Source organism: Polaromonas sp., from assembly GCF_029945685.1.
In the GTDB taxonomy this organism is placed as follows: Bacteria; Pseudomonadota; Gammaproteobacteria; order Burkholderiales; family Burkholderiaceae_C; genus Polaromonas.
Map to the genome: position 1 here is coordinate 366,956 of NZ_JAQSDA010000020.1, position 23,259 is coordinate 390,214.

Genomic DNA, 23,259 nt, shown 5'->3' on the forward strand with positions numbered 1-23,259 from the left:
CCACACCGGGCTTGGGTTTACCATGACCCCTCCCCCACTGGAGAAGCCATGAAAACCGTTGCCCCCGCGTTCATGACCAAGCACCCCGCTTTCCCGTCACCGCTTGCTGGCCTGGCCCTGGCCGCCGCCCTGCTGATGGCCGGTTGTGCCACGGCCCCGCCCTTCGCCTACAACGTGCCGGCGCAGCCCGAAGGCGCGTCGGGGTACACCGAAAAGCCCGGTTGGGCTGCCAGCAAATTCGCCGTCGCTGCGGCCAACCCGCTGGCCACCGATGCCGGCTATCAGGTGCTCAAGGCCGGCGGCTCGGCAATCGACGCGGCGATTGCCGTGCAGATGGTGCTCACGCTGGTCGAGCCGCAATCGAGCGGCATAGGTGGCGGCGCCTTTTTGCTGCACGCCAGCGGCGGCAAGGTCGAGGCTTTTGACGGCCGCGAAACCGCGCCGGCAGCCGCCGACGAAAAACTCTTTGTCGGCGGCGACGGCAAACCCCTGGCCTTCATCGACGGCGTGGTGGGCGGCCGTTCGGTCGGTGTGCCGGGCACGGTGCGCATGCTGGAGATGGCGCACCAGCAATACGGCAAGCTGCCCTGGGCGCAGCTCTTCGTGCCGGCCATCACACTGGCCGAGGGCGGATTCAAGGTCAGCGCACGGCTGGCCACCCTGCTGAAAACCGAGCCGCACCTGAAAAAAGACCCGGTGGCCGCCGCCTACTTTTACCAGCCCAACGGCGAGCCGCTGGCCGCCGGCAGCCTGCTGCGCAACCAGCCGCTGGCCGATGTCTTGAAAAAAATCGCCGCCGGTGGCTCCAGAGCCCTGCTTGAAGGCGACATTGCCCAGGCCATCGTGAGCAAGGTGCAAAGCCACCCGACCAACCCCGGCAAATTGAGCCTGGCCGACCTGGCCGGCTACCAGGCCAGAAAACGCGAGCCGATCTGCCACGACTACCGGGCGCAGGCACGCGACTACCGCATCTGCGGCATGCCGCCGCCCAGCTCGGGGGCGATTGCGGTCGGGCAGATCCTGGGCATCCTGAACAACACACCCGCTGCCACGCTGGGTCTGGTCACCGGCACCGGTGGCGACGGCGTCACACCCGCGCCCACACCGTCGGCCGACTGGCTGCACCTGTACACCGAAGCCGCGCGGCTGGCCTTTGCCGACCGCGCGCAGTACCTGGCTGACCCCGACTTCGTGCAGCCGCCTGCAGGCAACTGGATGAGCCTGCTGGAGCCGGCCTACCTGGCCGAACGCGCCAGGCTGATCGCCGCGCAGCCCGGCGGACAAAGCATGAAGGTCGCCAAACCCGGCCTGCCCGGCGGCATGAAAAGCGCCTACGCGCCCATGGCCGACCAGCCCGAATACGGCACCTCGCACATCAGCATCGTGGATTCATTCGGCAATGCGATCGCCATGACCACCACCATCGAGGACGCTTTTGGCTCACGCCAGATGGTCAGGGGCTTCTTGCTGAACAACGAGCTGACCGATTTCAGCTTTGCGCCCACCGATGCCGATGGCAAGCCCGTGGCCAACCGCGTGCAGCCGGGCAAACGCCCACGTTCGTCGATGGCGCCCACCCTGGTGTTTGACAAGGCCACCGGCGAACTCGTGATGAGCGGCGGCAGCCCGGGCGGCGCGCTGATCATCCACTACACCGCCAAGACGCTTTACGGCGTGTTGAACTGGAGCCTGATGCCGCAGCAGGCCATCAACCTGCCCAACTTCGGCTCGCTCAACGGCCCGACCCTGCTGGAAGAAAAACGCTTTGCGCCGGCCACCGTCGACGCGCTCAAAGCCCGCGGCGCTGAAGTACGCGAAATGAACATGACCAGCGGCCTGCAGGCGATCACCCGCGGCCAGGCGCACGGCACGCCCTTGTGGCTGGGCGGCGCCGACCCGCGCCGCGAAGGCGTGGTGATGGGGGACTGAACAGAAAAAAAACGACTGCAGCCCTTGCAGGACGGGCGCAAAAAGCTATTGTTTTGGTAGCGCGCTGGTTCGCATCGGCTTGGCCGGTGCGTCCTGCTTGCCGGTGCCTAAACGTTCGTATTCCGAAATCACCTGCGCGCCCACCAGCAGCAGCGTCGCGGCCAGCTCCAGGCTCAGCAGGACAATGATGGCCGTGGTCAGCGAGCCGTACACCAGGCCAACCTGTGACAAGGTGCCAAAGTACCAGACCAGCAGATGGCGCGTCACTTCCCACAGCAGCGCCGCCGTGATGCCGCCAATCAGCGCATGGCGCAGCGAGAGCTTGCCGACCGGCATCACCAGGTAGACCGAGGTCAGCACAAAAATCTCGCCGGCCAGGCCCAGCAGGTAAAGCAGCACGCCCGACATCCCGCTGAGCGACCAGCTGTAGCCCAGAAACTCCAGGCTCTGGTCGCCCAGGGCCTGGAAGCTGCCCGAGACCAGCGTCACCAGCAGCAAGCCCATACCCAGACACAGGATGTAGACGTAAGGCAGCAGCGCGGACACCAGGAAACGGCGGCGGCGTATCGCCACGCGGTGCAGGAAAATCACCGACATCGCGTTTTCCAGCACGGTGAAGGCCAGCGAGCTGAAAAACAGCATGGTGGCCAGCAGCACCCAGCCCATCAGTTCGCGGTGGGCGAGAAAGTTTTCCAGCTCGCTCACGATGAAGTCGGCCTGGCCCGGCGCCAGCCAGCCGATGTAGCGCCCCAGCGCCTCCAGCAGCGCCGACTGGTCAATCACATGCGACAGCGCAATCGCCATCAGGATCAGCAACGGAACAATCGACAGCAAGGCGTAATAAGCCACCGCCCCGGCCAGCAGCAAGCCCTGGTTGGCGCGAAAACCCCGCAACACGCGCAGCGCAAAGGCGCCGGGGTGCCGGATCACATAAGCGGCCTGGGGTCCGGGGGTCATGGCAGCGGCCTGTTTAACATCAAATATGCCTCAAGCCCCTACCGGACATGCGCAAGCAGCTATTGTTTTTATAGCGAACCAGCCTGGTGTCATACATCAATCGCCGCCGCCGATCCGGCCAGCTTGCGCAGCTCGAACTTCTGGATCTTGCCGGTGCTGGTCTTGGGCAACTCACCGAACACCACCGCGCGCGGCACCTTGAAGCCGGCCAGGTGTTTCTTGCAGTGCGCCACGATGTCCTCCCTGGTCGCCGTCGCCCCGGCCTTGAGCTCGACAAAGGCGCAGGGGGTTTCGCCCCAGCGTTCGTCGGGCTTGGCCACCACGGCAGCGGCCAGCACGTCGGGATGGCGGTACAGCACGTCTTCGACCTCGATCGAGGAGATGTTTTCGCCGCCCGAGATGATCACGTCCTTGCTGCGGTCCTTGATCTTGATGTAACCGTCGGGGTACATCACGGCCAGGTCGCCGCTGTGAAACCAGCCCCCGGCAAAAGCCTCTTCGGTCGCCTTGGGGTTTTTCAGGTAGCCCTTCATGGCGATGTTGCCCCGGAACATGATCTCGCCCATGGTCTCGCCGTCTTGCGGCACCGGCTGCAGGGTCTGCGCATCGAGCACGCGCACATCGCGCTCCAGGTGGTAACGCACCCCCTGGCGCGCGTTGAGGCGGGCACGCTCGCCGATATCTAATTGTTCCCAGCCGTCCTGCGCGGCGCACACCGTCGCCGGACCGTAGACCTCGGTCAGGCCGTAGACATGGGTCAGGTCAAAGCCGAGCGCCTCCATGCCCTCGATCATGGACGCCGGCGGCGCCGCACCGGCCACCATGGCCTTGACGCCGCGCGGCAGGCCGTGCTTCATGCTGTCGGGCGAGTTGACCAGCAGGCCGTGCACGATGGGCGCGCCGCAGTAGTGCGTCACGCCATGCTGGCGGATGGCGTCGAAAATCGCCTGCGGCTCGACCCGGCGCAGGCAGACATTGACGCCGGCGCGCGCCGCCACCGTCCACGGGAAACACCAGCCGTTGCAGTGAAACATCGGCAGCGTCCACAGGTACACCGCGTGTTTGGGCATGTCCCATTCGAGGATGTTGGACACCGCATTGAGCGCCGCGCCGCGGTGGTGGTAAACCACGCCCTTGGGGTTACCGGTGGTGCCGCTGGTGTAGTTCAGCGTTATCGCGTCCCATTCGTCGTCAGGCTGGCGCCAGGCAAAACCCGCGTCGCCGCTGGCCAGAAACTCGTCGTAAGTGATGCTGCCTATACGCTCGACCGGCCCGGTGTAGAGCGCGTCTTCCACATCGATAACCAGCAGCGGCGCGACCGACTGGCGCAGGGCCAGCGCCTTTTTCATGACACCGGCGAACTCGGAATCAACGATGAGCACTTTGGCCTCGCCATGGTCCAGCATGAAGGCAATGGTTTCGGGGTCCAGCCGGGTGTTCAGCGCATTGAGCACTGCCCCGGTCACCGGAATGCCGAAATGCGCCTCCACCATGGGCGGGGTGTTGGGCAGCATCACGGCCACCGTGTCGCCCTTGACTATGCCGCGCTGCTGCAACGCGCTCGCCAGTTGCCGGCAGCGCGTGAAGACCTCGGACCAGCTGCGGCGCAAGCCGCCATGCACCACCGCCAGCCGATCCGGGTAGACCTCGGCGGTGCGCTCAATGAACGACAGCGGCGACAGCGCAGCGTAATTCGCCTCGTTGGGCGCTAAGTCCTGGTCAAAAATGCTGGGCATCTAAATCTCCTCGGGGTTGGGCGGTCTGTGCAGCCATGGTAGCCGCAGCCTGGCGCCTGGCCCTTGACCCGCCTCACGTCCGGCGCTGGAGGCACAATACAGCCGTGGCCATTCCCCAATCATTCATCCAGGAACTGCTGGCGCGCGCCGACGTGGTGGACATCGTCGGGCGTTATGTACAACTCAAAAAAGGCGGCGCCAATTTCATGGGGCTGTGCCCCTTCCACGGCGAAAAATCACCTTCCTTCAGCGTGAGCCCGTCCAAGCAGTTCTACCACTGCTTCGGCTGCGGAAAAAACGGCAACGCCATCAGTTTTCTGATGGAGCACGGCGGCATGACCTTCGTTGAGGCCGTGAAAGACCTGGCCCAGCAGTACGGCCTGCAGGTGCCCGAAGACGACGTCTCGCCGCAGGAGCGCGCCCGCGCCGCCCAGGCGCGCGAGCAGCAGGCCACGCTCACAAGCGTGCTGGAAAAAGCCGGCATCGCCTACATCAAGCACCTGCGGAGCGCACCGCGCGCCATTGATTACCTCAAGGGCCGCGGCCTGTCCGGTGAAATTGCAAAAACCTTCGGCCTCGGTTACGCGCCCGAAGGCTGGCGCGCACTGGCCAGCGTCTTCCCCGACTACAACGACCCGTTGCTGGTCGAAAGCGGGCTGGTCATCACCGGCGAGCCGGGTGAGGAAAATTCGCAGGGCGAAGCCAAGCGTTACGACCGCTTCCGCGACCGCATCATGTTTCCGATCCGCAACGTCAAGGGCGAATGCATAGGTTTCGGTGGGCGCGTGCTGGGCGACGAAAAGCCCAAGTACCTGAACTCGCCGGAAACCCCGGTGTTCAGCAAGGGCCGCGAGCTCTACGGCCTGTTCGAGGCGCGCACCGCCCTGCGTGAACACGGCTACGCGCTGGTCACCGAAGGCTACATGGACGTGGTGGCGCTGGCCCAGCTCGGTTTTGCCAACGCCGTGGCCACCCTGGGCACGGCCTGCACCGCCGACCATGTGCAAAAACTGTTCCGTTTTACCGATTCGGTGGTCTTCAGCTTCGACGGCGACAGTGCCGGCCGCCGCGCCGCGCGCAAGGCGCTGGACGCCGCCCTGCCCTTTGCCACCGACGTACGCACCGTCAAGTTCCTGTTTTTGCCGGCCGAACACGACCCCGACAGCTACATCCGCGAACACGGCCAGGAAGGGTTTGCCGCCTATGTCGCCAAGGCCGTGCCGCTGAGCAGATTCATGCTCGAAGCCGCCGGCGAAGGCTGCGACCTGGACACCGCCGAAGGCCGCGCCCACATGGCCAGCAATGCGCGCCCGCTGTGGAGCCTGCTGCCCGACGGCACGCTCAAGCACCAGTTGCTCGCCGAGATCGCCGACACCGTGCTGATCGACAGCCGCGAACTGCTGCAAATCTGGCAGCCGGCCGCGCCGCACTATAAAAACAGTAGCAGCTCGCGCACACCGGGCAAGGGCCAACGGCCTAAAACACCTGAAATGTCGGGCGGTGCGCCGGATTTCGGGGAGTTTTCCGGCAACTTCGCCGACCTGCACGACGAAGGCGCTTACGCTGCCTCGCTGCCCATGGACACGTCGCCGGCAGGCGGGTCTGCCGGCCGCAGCTTCGGCGCCAAGCCCGGTGCCAGCCGCCCGCCGCGGCGCATCGCCGGGCGGGTGTTGCCGGCCGGCCGGGAGGACCGGGTGCTGCGGCTGATGCTGACCGAGCCACAAAGCTGGGACAAGCTCAGCGGGGAAGAACACGTGCTGCTGTCGGAGCTGCCGGCGCCGCACGGCCCGCTGTTTGTCTGGCTGGAGAGCCAGCTGCACGAACACGGGCCGCAGCCCTGGGCGGCGCTGCGCGAGGGCCTGCGCGAGCACCCGCACGAGAAACACGCGATTGACCAGATCGCCCAGCTTCTGGACGGCATCGAGTGCGACTGGAACGAGGTCCGCGCCATCCTGGACCAGCTCCTCAAGCTCAAGCGCCAGCAGGAAATGGTTGATTTGCTGCCCCGGGTGCTGACCGACCCGGCGGCCAGGCAGCGTTACGAAGCCTTGTCCGGCCTGCTGAAAAATAGCTGATCCAGGCCCATTTTTGTTGCCCAAAAATGAGGCAACAGGGTATAATCCGATTTTCCGCTACGGCAAGCGCGACAGCAGCACCTCCGGTACCAGCCCCCCGCAAGAACGGGACCTCACAGGTTGAAGGGCCACCTCCCCGCAAGGACTGCACACCAAATGTTCGCCCAAACAACTTGCCTGCAAATGCCCAGCCGTCCGGCCCGGGCATTTTTTGTGCCCGCGTGCTGACTTTCGTCAGGTGCCCGGGAACCCAGTCTGTTGAAGGAAGTTTTTCATCGGGAGTTCGCCATGCCTGCTCAAAAGTCCAGCAAGTCCGCCAAAGCCGTGCCCAAGTCCAAAGCCGCAGCCAAGCCTGCGGCCCGACCGCCCGTCAAGAAGACTACCAGCAAGCTTGAAAAACCCGCAAAAACCGCCATATCCAGACCAGTTCCCGGCAAAAAAGCCGCAGCGCCCAAAGCGCCCCTGAAATCTGAAAAGCCCGTCAAGAAAGTGCCCCCTGTGCCGACCAAGTCTCCCGCCTCCACCGCCAAACCTGCTGCCAAAAAAGAAGCCGAGCTGAAAGTCACCCCGACCGCAGCCGGTGCCGACGTGCCCGTGAAAAAGAAACCCGGTCGCCCGCCGAAGAACCCCGCTGCCGCCGTGGAAGCCGGCGGCGCCAAGCGCGGCCGCAAGCCGAAGGTCGCCATCAAGGGTGACGGCGACGAGGACATGTCCGACATCGAGGACGATCTGGTCGGCGAGCCGGTGGTGGAAACCACCGAAAAGGTCAAACCGCTGCGCATGAAGATCAGCAAGGCCAAGGAACGTGCCTTGATGAAGGAATTCGGCCTGGACGAAACCGTGCTGTCCGAAGAAGACATGGCCAAGCGCCGTGCCCGCCTGAAAGCGCTGATCAAGCTCGGCAAGACCCGCGGCTACCTGACGCACGGCGAAATCTCCGATCACCTGCCCGACAAGCTGATCGACGCCGAGACGCTGGACGCAGTGATCGTCACCCTGAACGACCTCGGCGTGGCCGTGTACGAGCAGACACCCGATGCGGAAACCCTGCTGATCACCGCCAACGCGCCCGCCGGCTCCACCGAAGAGGAAGCCGAGGAAGCCGCCGAAGCCGCCCTGTCCACCGTGGACAGCGAGTTCGGCCGCACCACCGACCCGGTCCGCATGTACATGCGTGAAATGGGCACGGTCGAGTTGCTGACGCGCGAAGGCGAGATCGAGATCGCCAAGCGCATCGAGGGTGGCTTGATGAAGATGATGGAAGCCATCTCCGAAAGCCCGGCCACGATTGCCGAGATCCTGCGCCTGGGTGAAGACATCCGCGAAGGCAAGGTGGTCATCTCCACCGTGGTCGACGGTTTTTCCAACCCCAACGAAGCCGACGACTACGTGGCCGAAGAAGACTTTGACGAGTTCGACGAGGAAGACGACGACGACGGCAAGGGCGGCTCCAAGGCGCTGACCAAGAAGCTCGAAGAGCTGAAGAAGGAAGCGCTGAGCCGCTTCGACACCATCGCCTCCCTGTTCGAAAAAGTCCACAAGACCTACGACAAGGAAGGCTGGGGCACACCCGCCTATACCAAGGCCCAGAAAGCCCTGAGCGACGAACTCATGACCGTGCGGTTCACCGCCAAGACGATTGAAAAACTGTGCGATCTGCTGCGCGGCCAGGTGCTGGACGTGCGCAAGAAAGAGCGCGAGCTGCGCCGCATCATCGTCGAGAAGTGCGGGATGCCGCAGGAAGTCTTCATCAAGGACTTCCCGCCCAACCTGCTCAACCTCAAATGGGTCGAGAAACAGGTGGCTTCCGGCAAGCCCTGGTCCGTCATCATGGCACGCAACATTCCGCCCATCCAGGAACTGCAGACCAAGCTCGGCGAGCTGCAAGCCCGCGTGGTCGTGCCGCTGGCCCAGCTCAAGGACATCAACAAGCGCATGAACGAAGGCGAGACCAACTCGCGCGACGCCAAGAAAGAGATGATCGAGGCCAACTTGCGCCTGGTGATCTCGATCGCGAAAAAGTACACCAACCGCGGCCTGCAGTTCCTGGACCTGATCCAGGAAGGCAACATCGGTTTGATGAAGGCGGTCGACAAGTTCGAATACCGCCGCGGCTACAAGTTCTCGACCTATGCGACCTGGTGGATTCGCCAGGCGATCACGCGTTCGATCGCCGACCAGGCCCGCACCATCCGCATCCCGGTGCACATGATCGAGACCATCAACAAGATGAATCGCCTGTCGCGCCAGCATCTGCAGGAGTTCGGCTTCGAGCCGGACGCCAGCATCCTGGCCGAGAAGATGGAAATTCCTGAAGACAAGATCCGCAAGATCATGAAGATCGCCAAAGAGCCAATCTCGATGGAAACACCGATTGGCGACGACGACGATTCGCACCTCGGCGACTTCATCGAGGACAGCGCCAACACCGCACCGCTGGAAGCAGCCATGCAGGCCGGCCTGCGCGATGTGGTGAAAGACATCCTCGACAGCCTGACACCGCGCGAAGCCAAGGTGCTGCGCATGCGTTTCGGCATCGAGATGAGCACCGACCACACGCTGGAAGAAGTCGGCAAGCAGTTCGACGTGACGCGTGAACGCATCCGCCAGATCGAAGCCAAGGCCTTGCGCAAGCTCAAGCACCCTTCGCGTTCGGACAAGCTGCGCAGCTTCATCGACACGCTCTGATCCCCTGCCGGGGGCTTGTCCCGGGATGGATAAAAAAAGCCTCAGGCCCGCGTCCAGCGGTCCTGAGGCTTTTTTATGGGTAAACGATGCCCTGCAGGCGAGCTGGCCGTCATCTCAAAATCTTGATCAAATCGGCCCCCGACCCTTTCTGGACGGGCGCTACCAGCTACTCAAACGATAGCAACTGCCACTTGCTGGCCACAGCCTTTGGCGCAGGAGCCCGTGTCCTCGGGGCCAGCTCCCTACAATCCCATCACCAGCGCGGCAGGCGCCGTGACGAACCGGGAGTTCTTATGCAAGCTGCTGTCCTTCACACCTTCGGCCACACCCTCAGCATCGAAGAGGTGCCGCGTCCGGTCCCGGGGCCGGACGATGTGCTGATCGCGGTCGAGGCCTGCGGCGTCTGTCACTCGGACCTGCACGTGGCCGAGGGCGACCAGCCCGCGCTCCAGGCCATCACCAAGCCTGACCTGATTCCCGGCCATGAGGTGGTCGGCCGTGTCGTCGAGCGCGGTGCCAACGTGACGCACCTGGCCCTGGGCGAACGCGTGGGCGTGGCCTGGAACCACAGCACCTGCGGCATCTGCGCGCCCTGCCTGGAGGGCCTGGAAAACCTGTGCCGCCGGGCCGTCATCACCGGCGTCATGGTGGACGGTGGCTACGCCGATTACATGGTGGCGCGTGCCAGCCACGCATTGCCGATTCCCGCCACGCTGAGCTCCGAAGAAGCCGCGCCGCTGTTTTGCGCCGGGCTGACGGTGTACCGGGCGCTCAAGCGCGCCGGCGTGGCGGCCGGTCAGAAGGTCGCCGTGTTCGGCGTCGGCGGCCTGGGCCACCTGGCGGTGCAGATCGCGCGGGCCTGGGGCGCGGAGGTGATTGCGCTCGACCTGGATGCGGCAAAGCTGGTGCTGGCCAAGGAACTGGGCGCCGCGCAGGTGCTGAACGCCGGCAGCGCCGACGACATCAAGGCGCTGCGCAAGGCCGGCGGCGTGCACGTGGCCGTGGTCACCTCGGCCGCGCGGGCCGCCTACGACACGGCGCTCAAGTGCCTGCGGCCCAACGGCGTGTTGTCAGTAGTGGGCCTGCCCGCCGAGCCGCTGAGCTTTCCGGCACTGGCGCTGGTGGGGCTGGAAGCGCGCATTGTCGCCTCGTCGGTGGGCACGCGCGACGACATGCGCGCGGTGCTGCAGATGGCCGCCGACGGCCAGCTGCGCTGCATCATCGACACGCAGCCGCTGGCCGAGGTCAACGCGGTCTTCGAACGCATGCGCCGCGGCCAGATCAACGGCCGTGTGGTGCTGCGCTGTTGCGGCGACGCCCACGCAGACGGCCGCGCCGCTTGATTTATAAGGAAGAGGCCTCCAACCCTTTCTGGACGGGTGCACCAAGCTCCTGTTTCAATAGCACTCAAACCTGAAGCGCCCGGCCCCGACTGGCGCTTTAAAAGTCTTCAGTATCCACCTCGCTGCGGCTTTGGGTGCTGTAGCGATGACCGGTGACCGTGCCCTGGTTGATCAGCGCTTCCACCTTCGCGAAAACCTCGGTGCTGAGTTGCACCGCCGCCGAGCCCAGGTCCTCCTGCAGGTGCGCCACGCTGGTCGTGCCAGGAATCGGGATGATGTGCGGCGCCTTGTGCAGCAGCCAGGCCAGCGCGAGTTGTGCCGGCGTGCAGCCCGCCTCCTGGGCCAGCGCCTTGTAGGGCGGCAGCAGCTTCAAGTTGGCTGCGTAATTGTCGGGGGCAAAACGCGGCATGGCGCTGCGGATGTCCTTGGGCAGCAAGGTGCCGACATCGTGCAGCGCGTCACACAGAAAGCCGCGCGCCACCGGGCTGAAGGCGACAAAGGCCGCGCCCAGTTGACGGCAGGTATCGAGCACGGCGATCTCGGGGTTGCGCGTCCACAGCGAATACTCGGTCTGCACGGCCGCAATCGGATGCACCGCATGGGCCTTGCGCAGCGTGCTGGCCGAGACTTCGGACAGGCCGATGGCCCGCACCTTGCCTGCGCGTACCAGTTCCGCCATGGCGCCCACGCTGTCTTCGATCGGCACCTTCTTGTCCCAGCGGTGCGGGTAGTAGAGGTCGATCACATCGGTCTGCAGGCGCTGCAGGCTGTCCTCGCAATTTTTGCGGATCGTCTCGGGCCGGCCGTCGATGACGCGTTTGATGCCATCGTCAAACTGCACGCCCGCCATGCCGCCTTTGCTGGCCAGCGTGAAGCGGCTGCGGTGTTTTGAGAGCACCCTGCCAATCAGGGTTTCATTGGCGCCAAAGCCGTACAGTGCAGCGGTATCGAACAGCGTGACGCCGGCATCCAGCGCGGCCAGCAAGACGCGTTCGCCCTGCTCGGCCGACGGTGGCGTGCCGTAGGCGTGGCTCAGGTTCATGCAGCCCAGGCCGATGGCCGAGACGTCGAAGGGACCGATCTTGCGGACAGGAAGTGCCATGGTTTCTGTTCAGTTGTTGTTCAATGGCTGTTCAGTTGCTGTTCAGTTGCTGTTCCAGGTCGTGCAGCACCTGGTAACACGGCAGCACTTTGGCGACGCTGGCATTGGGTTCGCGGCCTTCGCGGATGGCGGCAAAAAATTCGCGATCCTGCAGCTCGATACCGTTCATGGACACGTCCACCTTGCTGACGTCGATCTTTTCTTCCTTGCCGTTGAAGAGGTCGTCGTAACGCGCCAGGTAGGTGGCGCTGTCGCCGATGTAGCGGAAGAAGGTGCCCAGCGGCCCGTCGTTGTTGAAGGACAGGCTCAGGGTGCAGATGGCGCCGTTGGCCGCCTTGAGCTGGATGCTCATGTCCATGGCAATGCCCAGTCCCGGGTGGATCGGCCCCTGGAGGGCATTGGCTTTCACGATGGGGCTGCCGCACTGATAAGCAAACAGGTCCACCGTGTGGGCCGCGTGGTGCCACAGCAGGTGGTCGGTCCAGCTGCGCGGCTGGCCCAGCGCATTCATGTTGCTGCGGCGGAAGAAATAGGTCTGCACATCCATCTGCTGGATGTTGAAGCGCCCTGCCGCAATTTCCTTGTGCACATACTGGTGGCTGGGGTTGAAGCGGCGCGTATGGCCGCACATGGCGACCAGCCCGGTCTGCTTCTGCAAGGCCACCACGTCCTGGGCGCCCTTGAGCGTGTCGGCCAGCGGGATCTCCACCTGCACGTGTTTGCCGGCCTTCATGCAGGCAATGCTCTGCTCGGCATGCATCTGGGTCGGCGTGCACAGGATGACGGCATCCACTTCCTTGAGCGCCAGGCTGTCGGCAAGGTTGGTGGTGACATGGCCGATGCCGTATTTGGCAGCGACTTCTTTCGTCTTCTCCAGATCGCGGCTGATCAGCGAAACAACTTCCACGCCTTCAATGTTCTTGATGCCGTCGAGGTGTTTGATGCCGAAGGCACCGGCGCCTGCGAGTGCAACTTTGATGGTTTTGCTCATTTACTTGTTCTCCAGGATCAGGTGGCCCACCGCGGTGTTGCTGGCAGGCACATGGTAAAAGCGGTGGGCGACCTTGGGCGCAGGGCCACCGGCCACGTCGGACATGGCGCCACGGGCGATCAGCCACATCACGAGCTCAATCCCTTCGGAACCGGCCTCACGCACATAGTCGATATGCGGTTTCGATGCCAGGGCTTCCGGGTCGGCGATCAGCTGATCCAGGAAGGCGTTGTCGAACTCCTTGTTGATCAGGCCGGCTCGCGGGCCCTGCAGCTGGTGGCTCATGCCGCCCGTGCCCCAGATCTGCACCTTCAGCGGTTTGTCAAAACTCTCAACCGCCTTGCGGATCGCCTTGCCCAGCTCGAAGCAGCGCCGGCCCGAGGGCACGGGGTACTGCACCACGTTGACGGCAAACGGAATCACCGGGCAGGGCCAGGCCTGCGGCTGGCCGCACATCAGCGAGAGCGGCACGGTCAGGCCGTGGTCCACGTCCATTCTGTTGACGATGGTGAGGTCGAAGTCCTGCTGGATGACCGACTGCGCAATGTGCGCGGCCAGTTCGGGGTGGCCGATCACCTTGGGCACCGGGCGCGGGCCCCAGCCCTCGTCGGCCGGCGTGAACTCGGCCGCCGTGCCGATGGCAAAGGTCGGAATCATCTCCAGGCTGAAGGCGGTGGCGTGGTCGTTGTAGACCAGGAAAATCACGTCGGGCGGGTTGTCCTTGAGCCACTGTTTGGAGTAGTCGTAACCCTTGAACACGGGTTGCCAGTAAGGCTCGCCGCTTTTGCCGAGGTCGAGCGCCGCGCCGATGGCGGGCACGTGGGAGGTGTAAACGGAGGCGGTGATTTTGGCCATGTCAGGTTCTCATTTCTTACCGGCTTTGCCTTGGGGTTGGTGCTGGGCCTGGGCCGTGCCGTCTTCCCCGACCACGCGGTTGCCCTCGACGGAGCGGCCGCCGGCAATCATCATGTCGCGGTATTCCTCTTCGGTCATGCCGGTCATGCTGCCGGCCATCTGCTGGAAGCTCTTGCCGTCGGTCGCGCCGATCTTGGCCAGGAAGTAGATGTTGCCACCGGCCTTGATGCAACGGTTCAGGTCGCGCGCCAGCACCGCCTGTTTCTGCTCCTCCGTCATCGGCCACTCGTCGAGGTAGGCGCGTTCGTTGGCCTTGAAGCGCGCACGGTTGTCGGCCTTCATCAGCGACATGCAGAACTGGTTCAGGTGGTAGCCCAGACGGGATTGTTCGGCGTCAAAAATGGTGGTACCGGGAACGTCGAGGTAGGGTTTTTCGAGGGACATGGTGGTTTCTCTTTGACCAGTGGTTACGCCTGGCGGCAGGTCAGCTCCAGTAAAGCCGGGTCGGGTTGTCCACCAGCAGCTTGTGCTGCAATGCGGGTGTGGTGGCGATATGGGGAATGTAGTCCACCAGCAGGCCATCGTCGGGCATGTGGTTTTTCAGGTTGGGGTGCGGCCAGTCGGTGCCCCACAGCACACGATCGGGGAAGCTCTCGACCAGGCGCCGGGCAAAAGGCACCACGTCGCGGTAGGCGTTCTGCTCGCCGTTCAGCGCCGGCGGGCCGGACACGCTGAGCCGTTCGGGGCAGCTGACCTTGCTCCAGATGTTGTCATGCTCGCGCATCATCTTCACAAACAGCCCGAACTCGGGGCCGTCCACCGGCTTGCTCACGTCTGGTCGGCCCATGTGGTCCACCACCACCGTGGTCGGCAGCGCGGTGAAAAAGTCGTACAGCTCGGGCAGGTCCTGGGCCTCGAAATACACCACCACATGCCAGCCCAGCGGCGCAATGCGCCTGGCAATTTCCAGCAAGACCTCGCGCGGCGTGAAGTCGGCCAGGCGCCTGACAAAGTTGAAGCGCGTGCCGCGCACGCCGGCGTCGTGCATGTCCCGGAGTTCGGCATCGGTGACGTTGCGGTTGACGGTGGCCACGCCGCGCGCCCTGTTGTTCGAGTGCCGCAGGGCATCGACCAGCGCACGGTTGTCGCTGCCGTGGCAGGTGGCCTGCACGATCACGTTTTTGTCAAAACCCAGGTGGTCGCGCAGTGCAAACAGCTGGCCTTTGGAGGCGTCGCAGGGCGTGTACTTGCGCTCGGGCGCATAGGGAAACTGCGCGCCCGGGCCGAACACGTGGCAGTGCGCATCCACCGCGCCGGCAGGCAGCTTGAAGCGGGGTTGGGCGGGGCCGGCGTACCAGTCGAGCCAGCCCGGGGTTTTGGTGAAGTCGCCCGTCGCAGGTTTTTCCATCATCAGCATTCAGTCGGTGTTTCAGTCGATGTACTTGAGGCCGGCCTTGGCCAGCGGTTCACGCATGTTGTACATGTCCAGACCCAGGATGCCGGAGCCCAGCCTGGCGCGTTTTTCACCTTCGTTGGCTTCACGCGCGGCGGCGGCATCGGCGGTCTTTGCCGCCAACGCGGCCGGCACCACCACCACGCCATCGTCATCGGCGACGATCACATCGCCGGGGTTGACGCTCATGCCCGCGCACACCACCGGGATGTTGACCGACCCCAGCGTCGCCTTGACCGTGCCCTTGGAACTGATGGCGCGGCTCCACACCGGAAAGCCCATCTCCTGCAGGGTTTTGACGTCGCGGCAGCCGCCGTCGATGATCAGGCCACGGGCGCCCCGCGCCATGAAGCTGGTGGCCAGCAGGTCACCGAAGAAGCCATCGGTGTTGTCGGTGGTGCAGGCCGCCACCACGATGTCGCCGGGCTGGATCTGCTCGGCCGCCACATGCATCATCCAGTTGTCGCCGGGCTGCAGAAGCACCGTGACCGCCGTGCCCGAGATCTGCGCTCCGGGGTAAATCGGCCGCATGTATGTTTTCATCAGGCCCACACGGCCCATGGCTTCGTGCACGGTGGCCGAGCCGTATTTCGCCATGCGATCAGCCGCAGCGCGGTCGGCCCTTGTGATGTTGCGGTAAACAACGCCCAGTTCGTACATGTTCATTTCCCCTGTTTTTTGAGCAGCGCGTCGAGGCGCGGGAACACGCGGCGCGTGTTGGCTTCGTAAATCTGGTGCTTGTCCTCGGCGCTCAGGATAGGGGAAGCCTCGATGTAGCGCTTGGTGTCGTCGTAGTAGTTGCCGGTCTCCGGATCGATGCCCCGCACCGCGCCAATCATCTCCGAGGCAAACAGGACGTTTTTCACCGGGATCACGGTGTTGAGCAGGTTGATGCCCGGCTGGTGATACACGCAGGTATCGAAGAACACATTGTTGAGCAGGTGGTCCTTGAGCAGCGGACGCTTCATTTCCTGTGCCAGACCGCGGAAGCGCCCCCAGTGGTAGGGCACCGCGCCGCCGCCGTGCGGAATCAGAAAACGCAGCGTCGGGAAGTCCTTAAACAGATCACCCTGAATCAGCTGCATGAAGGCCGTGGTGTCGGCATTCAGGTAGTGCGCGCCGGTGGTGTGGAAAGCCGGGTTGCACGAGGTCGAGACGTGGATCATGGCCGGCAGGTCGTACTCGACCATCTTTTCATAGATGGGGTACCAGAGCCTGTCGGTCAGCGGCGGGCTGGTCCAGTGCCCGCCGGAAGGATCGGGGTTGAGGTTGATGCCGACGTTGCCGTAATCCTTCACGCACTTTTCCAGCTCAGGGATGCAGGTGGCCGGATCGACACCGGGCGACTGCGGCAGCATCGCCACCGGCACGAAGTGGTCCGGGAACAGCTGGCTGACGCGGTAGCAGAGCTCGTTGCAGATGGCCGCCCAGGTGGACGAGACATTGAAGTCGCCGATGTGGTGGGCCATGAAGCTGGCGCGTGGCGAAAACAACGTGATGTCGCTGCCGCGCTCTTTCATCAGCCGCAGCTGGTTGGTCTCGATCGACTCGCGCAGCTCGTCGTCGCTGATCTTCAGCTCGGCCACCCTGGGCATCAGGGCCGGGTCCTGGATGCCGGCGATCTGCCGGTTGCGCCACGCTTCCAGCGCCTTGGGCGCCGTGGTGTAGTGGCCGTGGCAGTCGATGATCAATGATTTTTTCACAAGGGTCTCCTGGGGAAGCAATGCAGGGGGTGTCTGTCAGGCCGGGTCCATGCCCTGGCGGCGCTTGGCCTCGGCGGCTTGCGGTGTGGTCATGAAGGCCAGCATGGCGCGCACCGCGTCGGCGTGGCGGGTGGCGCTGCACACGCCGGCAGAAAAAGTGGTGATGATCTGGATCGCCGGTGGCAAGGGCCCGAGCACGGTGATGCCTTCGAGGTGCATCAACTCACTCAGTTGCTGAAAGCCCAGCTCGACCTCGCCGCGCGCCACCAGCGAACCGACCGGAATGCCCGGCGGCGGTGTGATGATACGGCTCTTGATTTCGTCGGTCATGCCCCAGCGCTCGAACAAGCCGGCCAGCGCCACGCCGCTGGGCCCGGTCGAGTAACTGATGCTGCGCGCAGCCCGCACCGCCTCTCGCAGCGCGTCCTCCGTCGAGATGTCGGGTCTGGCCGCACCGGCGCGCACGGCAACGGCCACACCCGAACGGACCAGGTCCACCCTGCTGCCGGCCAGCACCTGGCCGGAGGCGATCAGCTTGTCGATCGCGTCGGACGCCAGGATCACCACATCCAAGGCCTCGCCGGCCTGCACGCGTTTGGCCGCATCGACCCCGCCGACCGACTCGACGGCCACGCGGCAGCCCGACTGCTGCTGGAAAGCCGCCACCAGATCGCCCAGTACCAGGCGGGTCGCCATGGAGGAAATGCCCTTGATGTCGGTTGTCATGGCAGTCAGTCAGCGTGAGTGAGCGTGGAGGGTCATGCCTTTGATTGTGACGACGGCACTGCCCCGCGCCAAGGCAGCGCGGTTTCTAGCTGATATAACATACCGGCATTGATCGCAGCCTGTTATATCCATTCAGGACAACTGCAGAACAATGCCAGGACAACGCCGCAGACGCACCACCCCTCCCCGTCATGGACCTCAAGCAGCTTGAATATTTTGTACGCGTGGCCGAACTCGGCAGCTTCACGCGCGCCTCGATTGCGCTGGACATTGCCCAGCCCGCACTGAGCCGCCAGATCCGCCTGCTCGAAGTGGAGCTGCGGCAGAACCTGCTGACCCGCAACGGGCGCGGCGCCCTCCCGACGGAAGCCGGCAAGCTGCTGCTCAAGCACGGGCGCGGCATCCTGCACCAGGTGGAAGTGGCCCGCGAAGAACTGGGCGCCGCGCGTGGCGCGCTGGCCGGCCGGGTGTCCATCGGCCTGCCGCCCAGCCTGTCCAAACTGATCACGGTCCCGCTCACCCGGGCTTTCCGCCAGCAGTTGCCGCTCGCCCAGCTGACGCTCACCGAGGGCTTTTCGGTGCTCATGCACGAGGGCCTGCGTGTGGGCAACCTCGACATGGCCGTGCTCTACAACTCCGAGCGTTCACCCGAGCTGGACATCACGACGCTGCACACCGAAGAGCTGGTGCTGATTTCCCCCCGGACCAGTCTCAAGGCCGGTGCGGCGAAAAAAGGCCGGGCAGGCAAGCGGCAGCCCATCAGCCTCGCCGAGGTGGCCGAGCTGCCCCTGATCCTGCCCAGCCGCCCCAACGCTTTCCGCATCCTGATCGAGAGCGAAATGATCACCATCGGCCGCAAGCCGCAGATCACGCTGGAAGTAGACGGCCTGAACGCCATCCTGAGCCTGGTCAAGGAGGGCATGGGCCATGCCGTGTTGCCAAGCTACACGCTGAGCAACGTCGATGATCCAGCGCCCTTCCTGCTGCGCAGCATCCACTCGCCGCGCATCATGAGCGAGCTGATGCTGGCGCGCTCCTCGCGCCGCGCCAGCACCGACACGCAGAAAATGGCGGTCGAGGTGGTCAAGTCGGTGGTGGTCGAGGCCATCAAGCCTTATGCCTGACCCGGTGGTTGCAGCAAGCGGTCCGCATAGTCCTGCCAGCGGGCGTCCTTGCCAAGGCCGGCAAACACGCCGGCCCGGGCCTGGTCGGCCACCCACTGCTGCTTGCCGGCAATCGCCGCCGCCATGAAAGGCTCGAAGCCGCCGCCGGCCTCTCGCACGGTGTTGGCCGCCTCGCGCATTTCCTCGGCACGGCGCTGGCCGTGCTGCACCACACGGCTGAAAAAGTAGGCGCCCTGCTTGTCCCAGTCGATGCTGGGGAAGGTTTCGGCCAGCGTCGGCAGCACGTGGTCCTCGACGCCGTAGGCGCGGGCCGTGGTGTAACTCTCGATGACCAGCGCCTCCAGGCCCTTGATCATCACGCTGCGGCACATCTTGATGGCGCTGGCCACACCAATCTTCTCGCTGACGACCTTCGCATCCATGCCCCAGCCCGCCAGCACGCCGGCCAGTTCGGCCGCACGCGCGCCGCCCAGCAGCATAGGCACCTGGATGCCGTAGGGCGGCACCGAGGTCATCACACCGGCTTCGACATAGTGCCCCCCCGCAGCGTCTATCAGTGCCGCGGCCTGCTGCCTGGTGCCGGGTGACGCGGAATTGAGGTCCAGAAAAATCGTGCCGCGCCGCACATGGGCGGCGGCCGCCTGCGCCACGGCCAGCGTGCTGGACGCCGTGACCGCCGAGATGATGAGGTCGGCCCGCGCGCACAAGGCCGCCATGGATGCAGACCCCGCCACACCGGCCTGCGCCGCATGGGCGCGCTGCGCGTCGCTCAGGGCCGGCGCCTCGAAGCTGAGGTCCCAGGCGCTGATGCCCGCCACCCGGTCCTTGAGGCCGGCGGTGAAAATTTTGCCGACCTCGCCATAACCCACCATGCCGATATGTTCAAACTTCACGGATGTTTCTCCTGTGCTTGATGGGTCCGCCTTGTCGCCGACCCGATCGCTTCATGCGCTTCGTTACTGGGTCGGAATCCTGGCGCGACGGATCACCTCGCCCCAGCGCCTGGTTTCACCGGCCAGCAGTTCGGCGGCCTGTTCGGGTGAACTGCCGCGCGCTTCGACGTTCAGCGCGGCCAGCTTCCTGCGCACCTCGGGCGCGTTGACGGCGGCCACCACTTCGCGGTTCAGCCGCGCAATCACACCGGGCGGCGTTTTGGCCGGTGCGGCCAGCGCGTTCCAGCTGGAGGCCACAAAGGTGGGCAGGCCGCTTTCTTTGGCCGTCGGCACCTCGGGCAGCACCGCGGCGCGCCTGTCGCCGGTGACAGCCAGCGCGCGCAGGGTGCCGGCCCGGATCTGCGGCAGGAGGGGGCCGAGGATCTCCACCGCCGCGTCGATCTGGCCGCCGCGCAGGGCCGTGACCACCGCCGGTGTGCCGTTGAACGGGACAATCTGCACGTCGGCCCCGGAGCTGATCTTGAACAGCTCGGCGGCCAGGTTCTGCGTGCTGCCGACGTTGATGCTGCCGAGGTTGAGTTTGCCGGGGTTGGCCCTGGCAAACGCCAGCAGGTCGCCAAGCGTGCGGAATTTCGAATCGGCGGGCGTCACCACGGCAATGTCGAAAAAGCCGAGCGTGGAGACCGGCGCGAAATCGCGCACCGCATCAAACGGCAGCGACTTGAACAGACCCGCACTGACCGCCGTGCCGTTGGACATCAGCAGCAGGGTGTGGCCGTCGGGCTCGGCCCGGGCCACCATCTCGCCGGCCACCACCCCGCCGGCGCCGGGCTTGTTGTCGATCAGCACCGGCTGGCCCAGCGACTCGCCGAGTTTTTGCGCCACCGTGCGCGCGGTCAGGTCGGCCACGCCGCCTGCGCCAAAAGGCACCACGATGCGGATCGGTTTGCTGGGAAAGGTCTGGGCCGCGGCCGGCAAGGCCAGCATCAGGCAGGCCAGCAGGCTGGCGGCCAGGCGTTTAAAAATCATGGTGTCCTCGCGATCATTGGCACCGAGCCATTTTGGTCCATCCGGCGGCGCAGCCGGCACCAGCCAGGGGCTGCGCCGGCAGGACCATGAATCAAAAGTGGCTCCAGCCCTTATCTACCATGCGCAACCAGCTATCAATTCAGTAGCCAATCAATAGCCAATCAACAGCAAATCAATGACAAAGCAGGGTCAGCGCGCCACACCCAGCAGTTGCTCAAGCAACTGCGGCTGATCAAGCAACTCGTCCGCCGTGCCGGCGTGCACCACCGTGCCGCGGTCCAGCACCACCGCGCTGTCGGAGATTCTCAGGATCGCCTGCGGATGCTGCTCGACGATGATGGCCGACAGTCCTTCGTCCCGTGTCACGCGGCGAATCGCCAGCAGCAACTCCTCGACGATGATGGGCGCCAGGCCTTCGAGCGGCTCGTCGAGCAGCAGCAGGCGCGGGTTGAGCACCAGCGCGCGGCCGACTGCCAGCATCTGCTGCTCGCCGCCCGACAGCTGCGTGCCCAGGTTGGTCTTGCGTTCGCCCAGGCGCGGAAACATCTCGTAGACCCGGTCCGGTGTCCAGCGGCCCGGCCGCGCCACCGCGGTCAGGTTTTCATGCACCGTCAGCGACTTGAAGATGTTGCGCTCCTGCGGCACCCAGCCTATGCCGGCGGCGGCGCGTTCGTGCGGCGCCATCTTGTGCAGCGCCTTGCCCGCCAGCAGGATACTGCCACCGTGCTGGCGCGTGGCGCCGGCCAGCGTGTTGATCAACGTGGTCTTGCCGGTGCCGTTGCGCCCCAGCAGCGCCAGCGTCTTGCCTTCATCCAGCGACAGCGACACACCCTGCAGCACCACCGCCTCGCCGTAACCGGCGCTCAGATTTTCAACCCGAAGCAGTTCAGCCATGCCGGGCCTCCCCTCGGGCGTCTTTTTTCGCGTCTTTCGCGTCTCTGGCATCGTCGCCATGACCCAGGTAGACCGCCTTGACCTCGGGATCGTTGGCAATCTGCGCCGGGTCGCCTTCGGTCAGCACCGTGCCGTTGACCAGCACCGTCATGCGGGTGGCAAAGCTGAACACGAGGTCCATGTCGTGTTCGATCAGCAGCACCGACACGTCGGCCGGCAGCGCTGCCACGGTTTGCAGCAGCTCTTCGCGTTCGCCGGCGGGCACACCGGCCACCGGCTCGTCGAGCAGCAGCACGCGCGGCTCGCAGGCCAGTGCAATCGCAATTTCCAGCAGTCGGCGCTTGCCGTAGGCCAGCACGCGGGTCGGCTGGTCCATCACCTCGGTCAGGTGAAACTGCTCCAGCAGCTGCGCACAACGCTCGTTCACCGCGGCGTTGCGCCCCAGCGCCTGCCACCAGCGCAGGCCCAGGCCCCGGTGTTGCGACACCGTCAGCGCCAGCGTCTGCAGCGGGCTCAGGGAGTCGAACAGCTGGTTGATCTGGAAGGTGCGCACCATGCCGCGCTTCACACGCTGGTGCGGCGCCAGTTGCGTGATGTCTTCGCCAAGCAGGGTGATGCGCCCTTCGGTCGGCTGCAACACCCCCGTCAGCAGGTTGATCAGCGTTGTCTTGCCGGCGCCGTTGGGGCCGATCAGCGCGTGGCGCGCGCCTTTTTGCAGGTTCAGCGTGACGTTATTGGTGGCGGTGATGCCGCCAAAACGCATCACCAGACCGCTGGCCTGAAGCACGGTCTGTGTCATGCGCCGCCCCGCTTCCGGAACCAGGTCCAGGGCCGCAGCAGGCGCTCGCGCCCGACCAGCACCAGCACCACCAGGAACAGGCCGATCCAGAAGGTCCAGTATTGCGGCGTGATGTTCGACAGCGTGTCCTGCATCAGCTTGAACACCACCGCGCCGACGATGCCACCGTAGAGCCAGCCGACACCGCCGACCACCAGCATCAGCATCACGTCCGCCGAACGGTGAAACTCGAACAGGTCCAGCGACGCAAAACCCGTGGTCTGGGTCAGCAAGGCTCCGGCCGCCCCGGCCACACCGGCCGCCACGGTGTACGACAAGGCGAGCCGCGACGACACCGGAATGCCAATGGCCATGGCGCGCAGCCGGTTGTCGCGGATCGCCGTCAGCGTCGCGCCAAACGGGGAATGCACAACGCGGCGCATCAGCAGGAAGAAAACCAGCAGCACGCTCAAGGCGTAATAAGCCGCCGTGCGGCCGGTCAGGTCAAACTCAAAACGCCCCAGCACCGGACCCATGACCACACCCTGCAGGCCGTCGGCGCCGCCTGTGAGCCAGTCCAGCTTGTTGGCCAGCTCCATCAGGATCAGGCCCGCACCCAGGGTCACCATGAGGCGTGTCAGGTCACTGCCGCGCATGATGGTCAGCGAGAACAGCGCCCCCGTGAGCGTCGCCACCGCCATGCCGAAGGCCAGACCCACCAGCGGATCGGGCATGACCAGCTTGGCAAACAGGGCCGCGGCATAACCGCCCAGGCCAAAAAAGGCCGCATGGCCCAGCGAGACGATGCCGGTGTAGCCGAGGATCAGGTCCAGCGATATCGCAAACAGGGCAACGATGGCGATCTCGCTGATCAGCATGGCATGGCCGGGCAACACCACGGGCGCGGCAAAGGCCAGCAGCCACAGCAGCGGCTCCCAGGCTTTCCATCGGCTTTGCTTGAGCAAGGATTGTTGGGCAGTCAT

The 23,259-nt window shown here is 64.9% G+C and carries 20 protein-coding genes; 5 read left to right on the top strand and 15 right to left on the bottom strand.

The window, feature by feature from the left end; genetic code table 11:
* Positions 1-72: 72 nt before the first annotated feature.
* Positions 73-1,929, top strand: coding sequence for a gamma-glutamyltransferase family protein (locus tag PSV26_RS13350; protein WP_300571757.1), 1,857 nt, complete (start codon positions 73-75; stop codon positions 1,927-1,929).
* 45 nt (positions 1,930-1,974) lie between these two features.
* Here the strand turns inward: PSV26_RS13350 and PSV26_RS13355 are convergent, their stop codons facing one another.
* Together PSV26_RS13355 and PSV26_RS13360 are read right to left on the bottom strand one after the other, a co-directional pair.
* Entirely contained in the window at positions 1,975-2,886 is a 912-nt protein-coding gene (locus PSV26_RS13355) for a YihY/virulence factor BrkB family protein (protein ID WP_300571384.1), read from the bottom strand.
* Positions 2,887-2,975: 89 nt separating this feature from the next.
* Positions 2,976-4,622, bottom strand: a complete 1,647-nt coding sequence (locus tag PSV26_RS13360; RefSeq protein ID WP_300518869.1) for an acyl-CoA synthetase — start codon at positions 4,620-4,622, stop codon at positions 2,976-2,978.
* Positions 4,623-4,726: 104 nt separating this feature from the next.
* On the opposite strand from PSV26_RS13360, the gene dnaG reads away from it, so the two are divergent.
* The 3 genes from dnaG to PSV26_RS13375 all read left to right on the top strand — a co-directional run bounded on the left by dnaG (position 4,727) and on the right by PSV26_RS13375 (position 10,728).
* Complete coding sequence (dnaG, locus tag PSV26_RS13365) at positions 4,727-6,697, top strand: DNA primase (protein ID WP_300571385.1); 1,971 nt, start codon at positions 4,727-4,729, stop codon at positions 6,695-6,697.
* 288 nt (positions 6,698-6,985) lie between these two features.
* A complete protein-coding gene (rpoD, locus tag PSV26_RS13370; protein WP_300571387.1) occupies positions 6,986-9,385 on the top strand; it encodes an RNA polymerase sigma factor RpoD in 2,400 nt (799 codons plus the stop codon).
* Positions 9,386-9,678: 293 nt separating this feature from the next.
* Positions 9,679-10,728: a zinc-dependent alcohol dehydrogenase gene (locus tag PSV26_RS13375; protein ID WP_300571389.1), complete on the top strand. Its 1,050-nt coding sequence runs from the start codon at positions 9,679-9,681 to the stop codon at positions 10,726-10,728.
* A gap of 97 nt (positions 10,729-10,825) precedes the next feature.
* On the opposite strand, the gene PSV26_RS13380 is transcribed toward PSV26_RS13375, so the two are convergent.
* The 8 genes from PSV26_RS13380 to PSV26_RS13415 are packed head-to-tail and all read right to left on the bottom strand — an operon-like array spanning position 10,826 to position 17,558.
* Positions 10,826-11,830: an aldo/keto reductase gene (locus PSV26_RS13380; RefSeq protein WP_300571391.1), complete on the bottom strand. Its 1,005-nt coding sequence runs from the start codon at positions 11,828-11,830 to the stop codon at positions 10,826-10,828.
* A 31-nt stretch (positions 11,831-11,861) separates the two neighbouring features.
* Positions 11,862-12,821, bottom strand: a complete 960-nt coding sequence (locus PSV26_RS13385) for a Gfo/Idh/MocA family oxidoreductase (protein WP_300571393.1) — start codon at positions 12,819-12,821, stop codon at positions 11,862-11,864.
* The gene (locus PSV26_RS13390) at positions 12,822-13,676 is read right to left on the bottom strand and encodes a class III extradiol dioxygenase subunit beta (protein WP_300571395.1); all 855 of its coding nucleotides are present in this window, start codon (positions 13,674-13,676) and stop codon (positions 12,822-12,824) included.
* 9 nt (positions 13,677-13,685) lie between these two features.
* The gene (gene ligA, locus PSV26_RS13395; RefSeq protein WP_300518850.1) at positions 13,686-14,120 is read right to left on the bottom strand and encodes a protocatechuate 4,5-dioxygenase subunit alpha; all 435 of its coding nucleotides are present in this window, start codon (positions 14,118-14,120) and stop codon (positions 13,686-13,688) included.
* A gap of 40 nt (positions 14,121-14,160) precedes the next feature.
* Positions 14,161-15,084: an amidohydrolase family protein gene (locus PSV26_RS13400; protein ID WP_300571758.1), complete on the bottom strand. Its 924-nt coding sequence runs from the start codon at positions 15,082-15,084 to the stop codon at positions 14,161-14,163.
* A gap of 21 nt (positions 15,085-15,105) precedes the next feature.
* Positions 15,106-15,789: a 4-carboxy-4-hydroxy-2-oxoadipate aldolase/oxaloacetate decarboxylase gene (ligK, locus tag PSV26_RS13405; RefSeq protein WP_300519626.1), complete on the bottom strand. Its 684-nt coding sequence runs from the start codon at positions 15,787-15,789 to the stop codon at positions 15,106-15,108.
* Positions 15,790-15,791: 2 nt separating this feature from the next.
* Positions 15,792-16,820 carry an amidohydrolase family protein gene (locus PSV26_RS13410; protein WP_300571760.1) on the bottom strand — a complete coding sequence of 343 codons (1,029 nt, stop codon included), beginning with the start codon at positions 16,818-16,820 and terminating at the stop codon, positions 15,792-15,794.
* A 48-nt stretch (positions 16,821-16,868) separates the two neighbouring features.
* On the bottom strand, positions 16,869-17,558 hold the full coding sequence (locus PSV26_RS13415; protein WP_300571397.1) for a substrate-binding domain-containing protein: 690 nt from the start codon (positions 17,556-17,558) through the stop codon (positions 16,869-16,871).
* A gap of 191 nt (positions 17,559-17,749) precedes the next feature.
* Between PSV26_RS13415 and PSV26_RS13420 the strand changes: the two genes are divergently transcribed.
* Positions 17,750-18,682 (top strand): LysR substrate-binding domain-containing protein, encoded by a 933-nt coding sequence (locus PSV26_RS13420; protein ID WP_300518846.1) that lies wholly within the window; start codon positions 17,750-17,752, stop codon positions 18,680-18,682.
* On the opposite strand, the gene PSV26_RS13425 is transcribed toward PSV26_RS13420, so the two are convergent.
* The 5 genes from PSV26_RS13425 to PSV26_RS13445 all read right to left on the bottom strand — a co-directional run bounded on the left by PSV26_RS13425 (position 18,673) and on the right by PSV26_RS13445 (position 23,259).
* On the bottom strand, positions 18,673-19,575 hold the full coding sequence (locus PSV26_RS13425; RefSeq protein ID WP_300571399.1) for an NAD(P)-dependent oxidoreductase: 903 nt from the start codon (positions 19,573-19,575) through the stop codon (positions 18,673-18,675). The two genes, PSV26_RS13420 and PSV26_RS13425, sit on opposite strands and share 10 nt — an antisense overlap.
* Before the next feature lie 63 nt (positions 19,576-19,638).
* Positions 19,639-20,604 (bottom strand): tripartite tricarboxylate transporter substrate binding protein, encoded by a 966-nt coding sequence (locus tag PSV26_RS13430; protein ID WP_300571401.1) that lies wholly within the window; start codon positions 20,602-20,604, stop codon positions 19,639-19,641.
* A 189-nt stretch (positions 20,605-20,793) separates the two neighbouring features.
* Positions 20,794-21,498, bottom strand: a complete 705-nt coding sequence (locus tag PSV26_RS13435; protein ID WP_300571403.1) for an ABC transporter ATP-binding protein — start codon at positions 21,496-21,498, stop codon at positions 20,794-20,796.
* Positions 21,491-22,297 carry an ABC transporter ATP-binding protein gene (locus PSV26_RS13440; protein WP_300571404.1) on the bottom strand — a complete coding sequence of 269 codons (807 nt, stop codon included), beginning with the start codon at positions 22,295-22,297 and terminating at the stop codon, positions 21,491-21,493. The genes PSV26_RS13435 and PSV26_RS13440 overlap by 8 nt, the downstream gene beginning before the upstream one ends.
* Positions 22,294-23,259, bottom strand: a complete 966-nt coding sequence (locus PSV26_RS13445; RefSeq protein WP_300518835.1) for a branched-chain amino acid ABC transporter permease — start codon at positions 23,257-23,259, stop codon at positions 22,294-22,296. Before PSV26_RS13445 ends, PSV26_RS13440 begins: the two co-directional genes overlap by 4 nt.

What these genes read in the sequence shown, in the direction of transcription:
- PSV26_RS13350 (WP_300571757.1), top strand. Translation starts at nt 73, where the DNA reads ATGACCAAGCACCCCGCTTTCCCGTCACCGCTTGCTGGCCTGGCCCTG.
- PSV26_RS13355 (WP_300571384.1), bottom strand. Translation starts at nt 2,886, where the DNA reads ATGACCCCCGGACCCCAGGCCGCTTATGTGATCCGGCACCCCGGCGCC.
- PSV26_RS13360 (WP_300518869.1), bottom strand. Translation starts at nt 4,622, where the DNA reads ATGCCCAGCATTTTTGACCAGGACTTAGCGCCCAACGAGGCGAATTAC.
- rpoD (WP_300571387.1), top strand. Translation starts at nt 6,986, where the DNA reads ATGCCTGCTCAAAAGTCCAGCAAGTCCGCCAAAGCCGTGCCCAAGTCC.
- PSV26_RS13375 (WP_300571389.1), top strand. Translation starts at nt 9,679, where the DNA reads ATGCAAGCTGCTGTCCTTCACACCTTCGGCCACACCCTCAGCATCGAA.
- PSV26_RS13380 (WP_300571391.1), bottom strand. Translation starts at nt 11,830, where the DNA reads ATGGCACTTCCTGTCCGCAAGATCGGTCCCTTCGACGTCTCGGCCATC.
- PSV26_RS13385 (WP_300571393.1), bottom strand. Translation starts at nt 12,821, where the DNA reads ATGAGCAAAACCATCAAAGTTGCACTCGCAGGCGCCGGTGCCTTCGGC.
- PSV26_RS13390 (WP_300571395.1), bottom strand. Translation starts at nt 13,676, where the DNA reads ATGGCCAAAATCACCGCCTCCGTTTACACCTCCCACGTGCCCGCCATC.
- ligA (WP_300518850.1), bottom strand. Translation starts at nt 14,120, where the DNA reads ATGTCCCTCGAAAAACCCTACCTCGACGTTCCCGGTACCACCATTTTT.
- PSV26_RS13400 (WP_300571758.1), bottom strand. Translation starts at nt 15,084, where the DNA reads ATGGAAAAACCTGCGACGGGCGACTTCACCAAAACCCCGGGCTGGCTC.
- ligK (WP_300519626.1), bottom strand. Translation starts at nt 15,789, where the DNA reads ATGTACGAACTGGGCGTTGTTTACCGCAACATCACAAGGGCCGACCGC.
- PSV26_RS13415 (WP_300571397.1), bottom strand. Translation starts at nt 17,558, where the DNA reads ATGACAACCGACATCAAGGGCATTTCCTCCATGGCGACCCGCCTGGTA.
- PSV26_RS13420 (WP_300518846.1), top strand. Translation starts at nt 17,750, where the DNA reads ATGGACCTCAAGCAGCTTGAATATTTTGTACGCGTGGCCGAACTCGGC.
- PSV26_RS13430 (WP_300571401.1), bottom strand. Translation starts at nt 20,604, where the DNA reads ATGATTTTTAAACGCCTGGCCGCCAGCCTGCTGGCCTGCCTGATGCTG.
- PSV26_RS13435 (WP_300571403.1), bottom strand. Translation starts at nt 21,498, where the DNA reads ATGGCTGAACTGCTTCGGGTTGAAAATCTGAGCGCCGGTTACGGCGAG.
- PSV26_RS13440 (WP_300571404.1), bottom strand. Translation starts at nt 22,297, where the DNA reads ATGACACAGACCGTGCTTCAGGCCAGCGGTCTGGTGATGCGTTTTGGC.
- PSV26_RS13445 (WP_300518835.1), bottom strand. Translation starts at nt 23,259, where the DNA reads ATGACTGCCCAACAATCCTTGCTCAAGCAAAGCCGATGGAAAGCCTGG.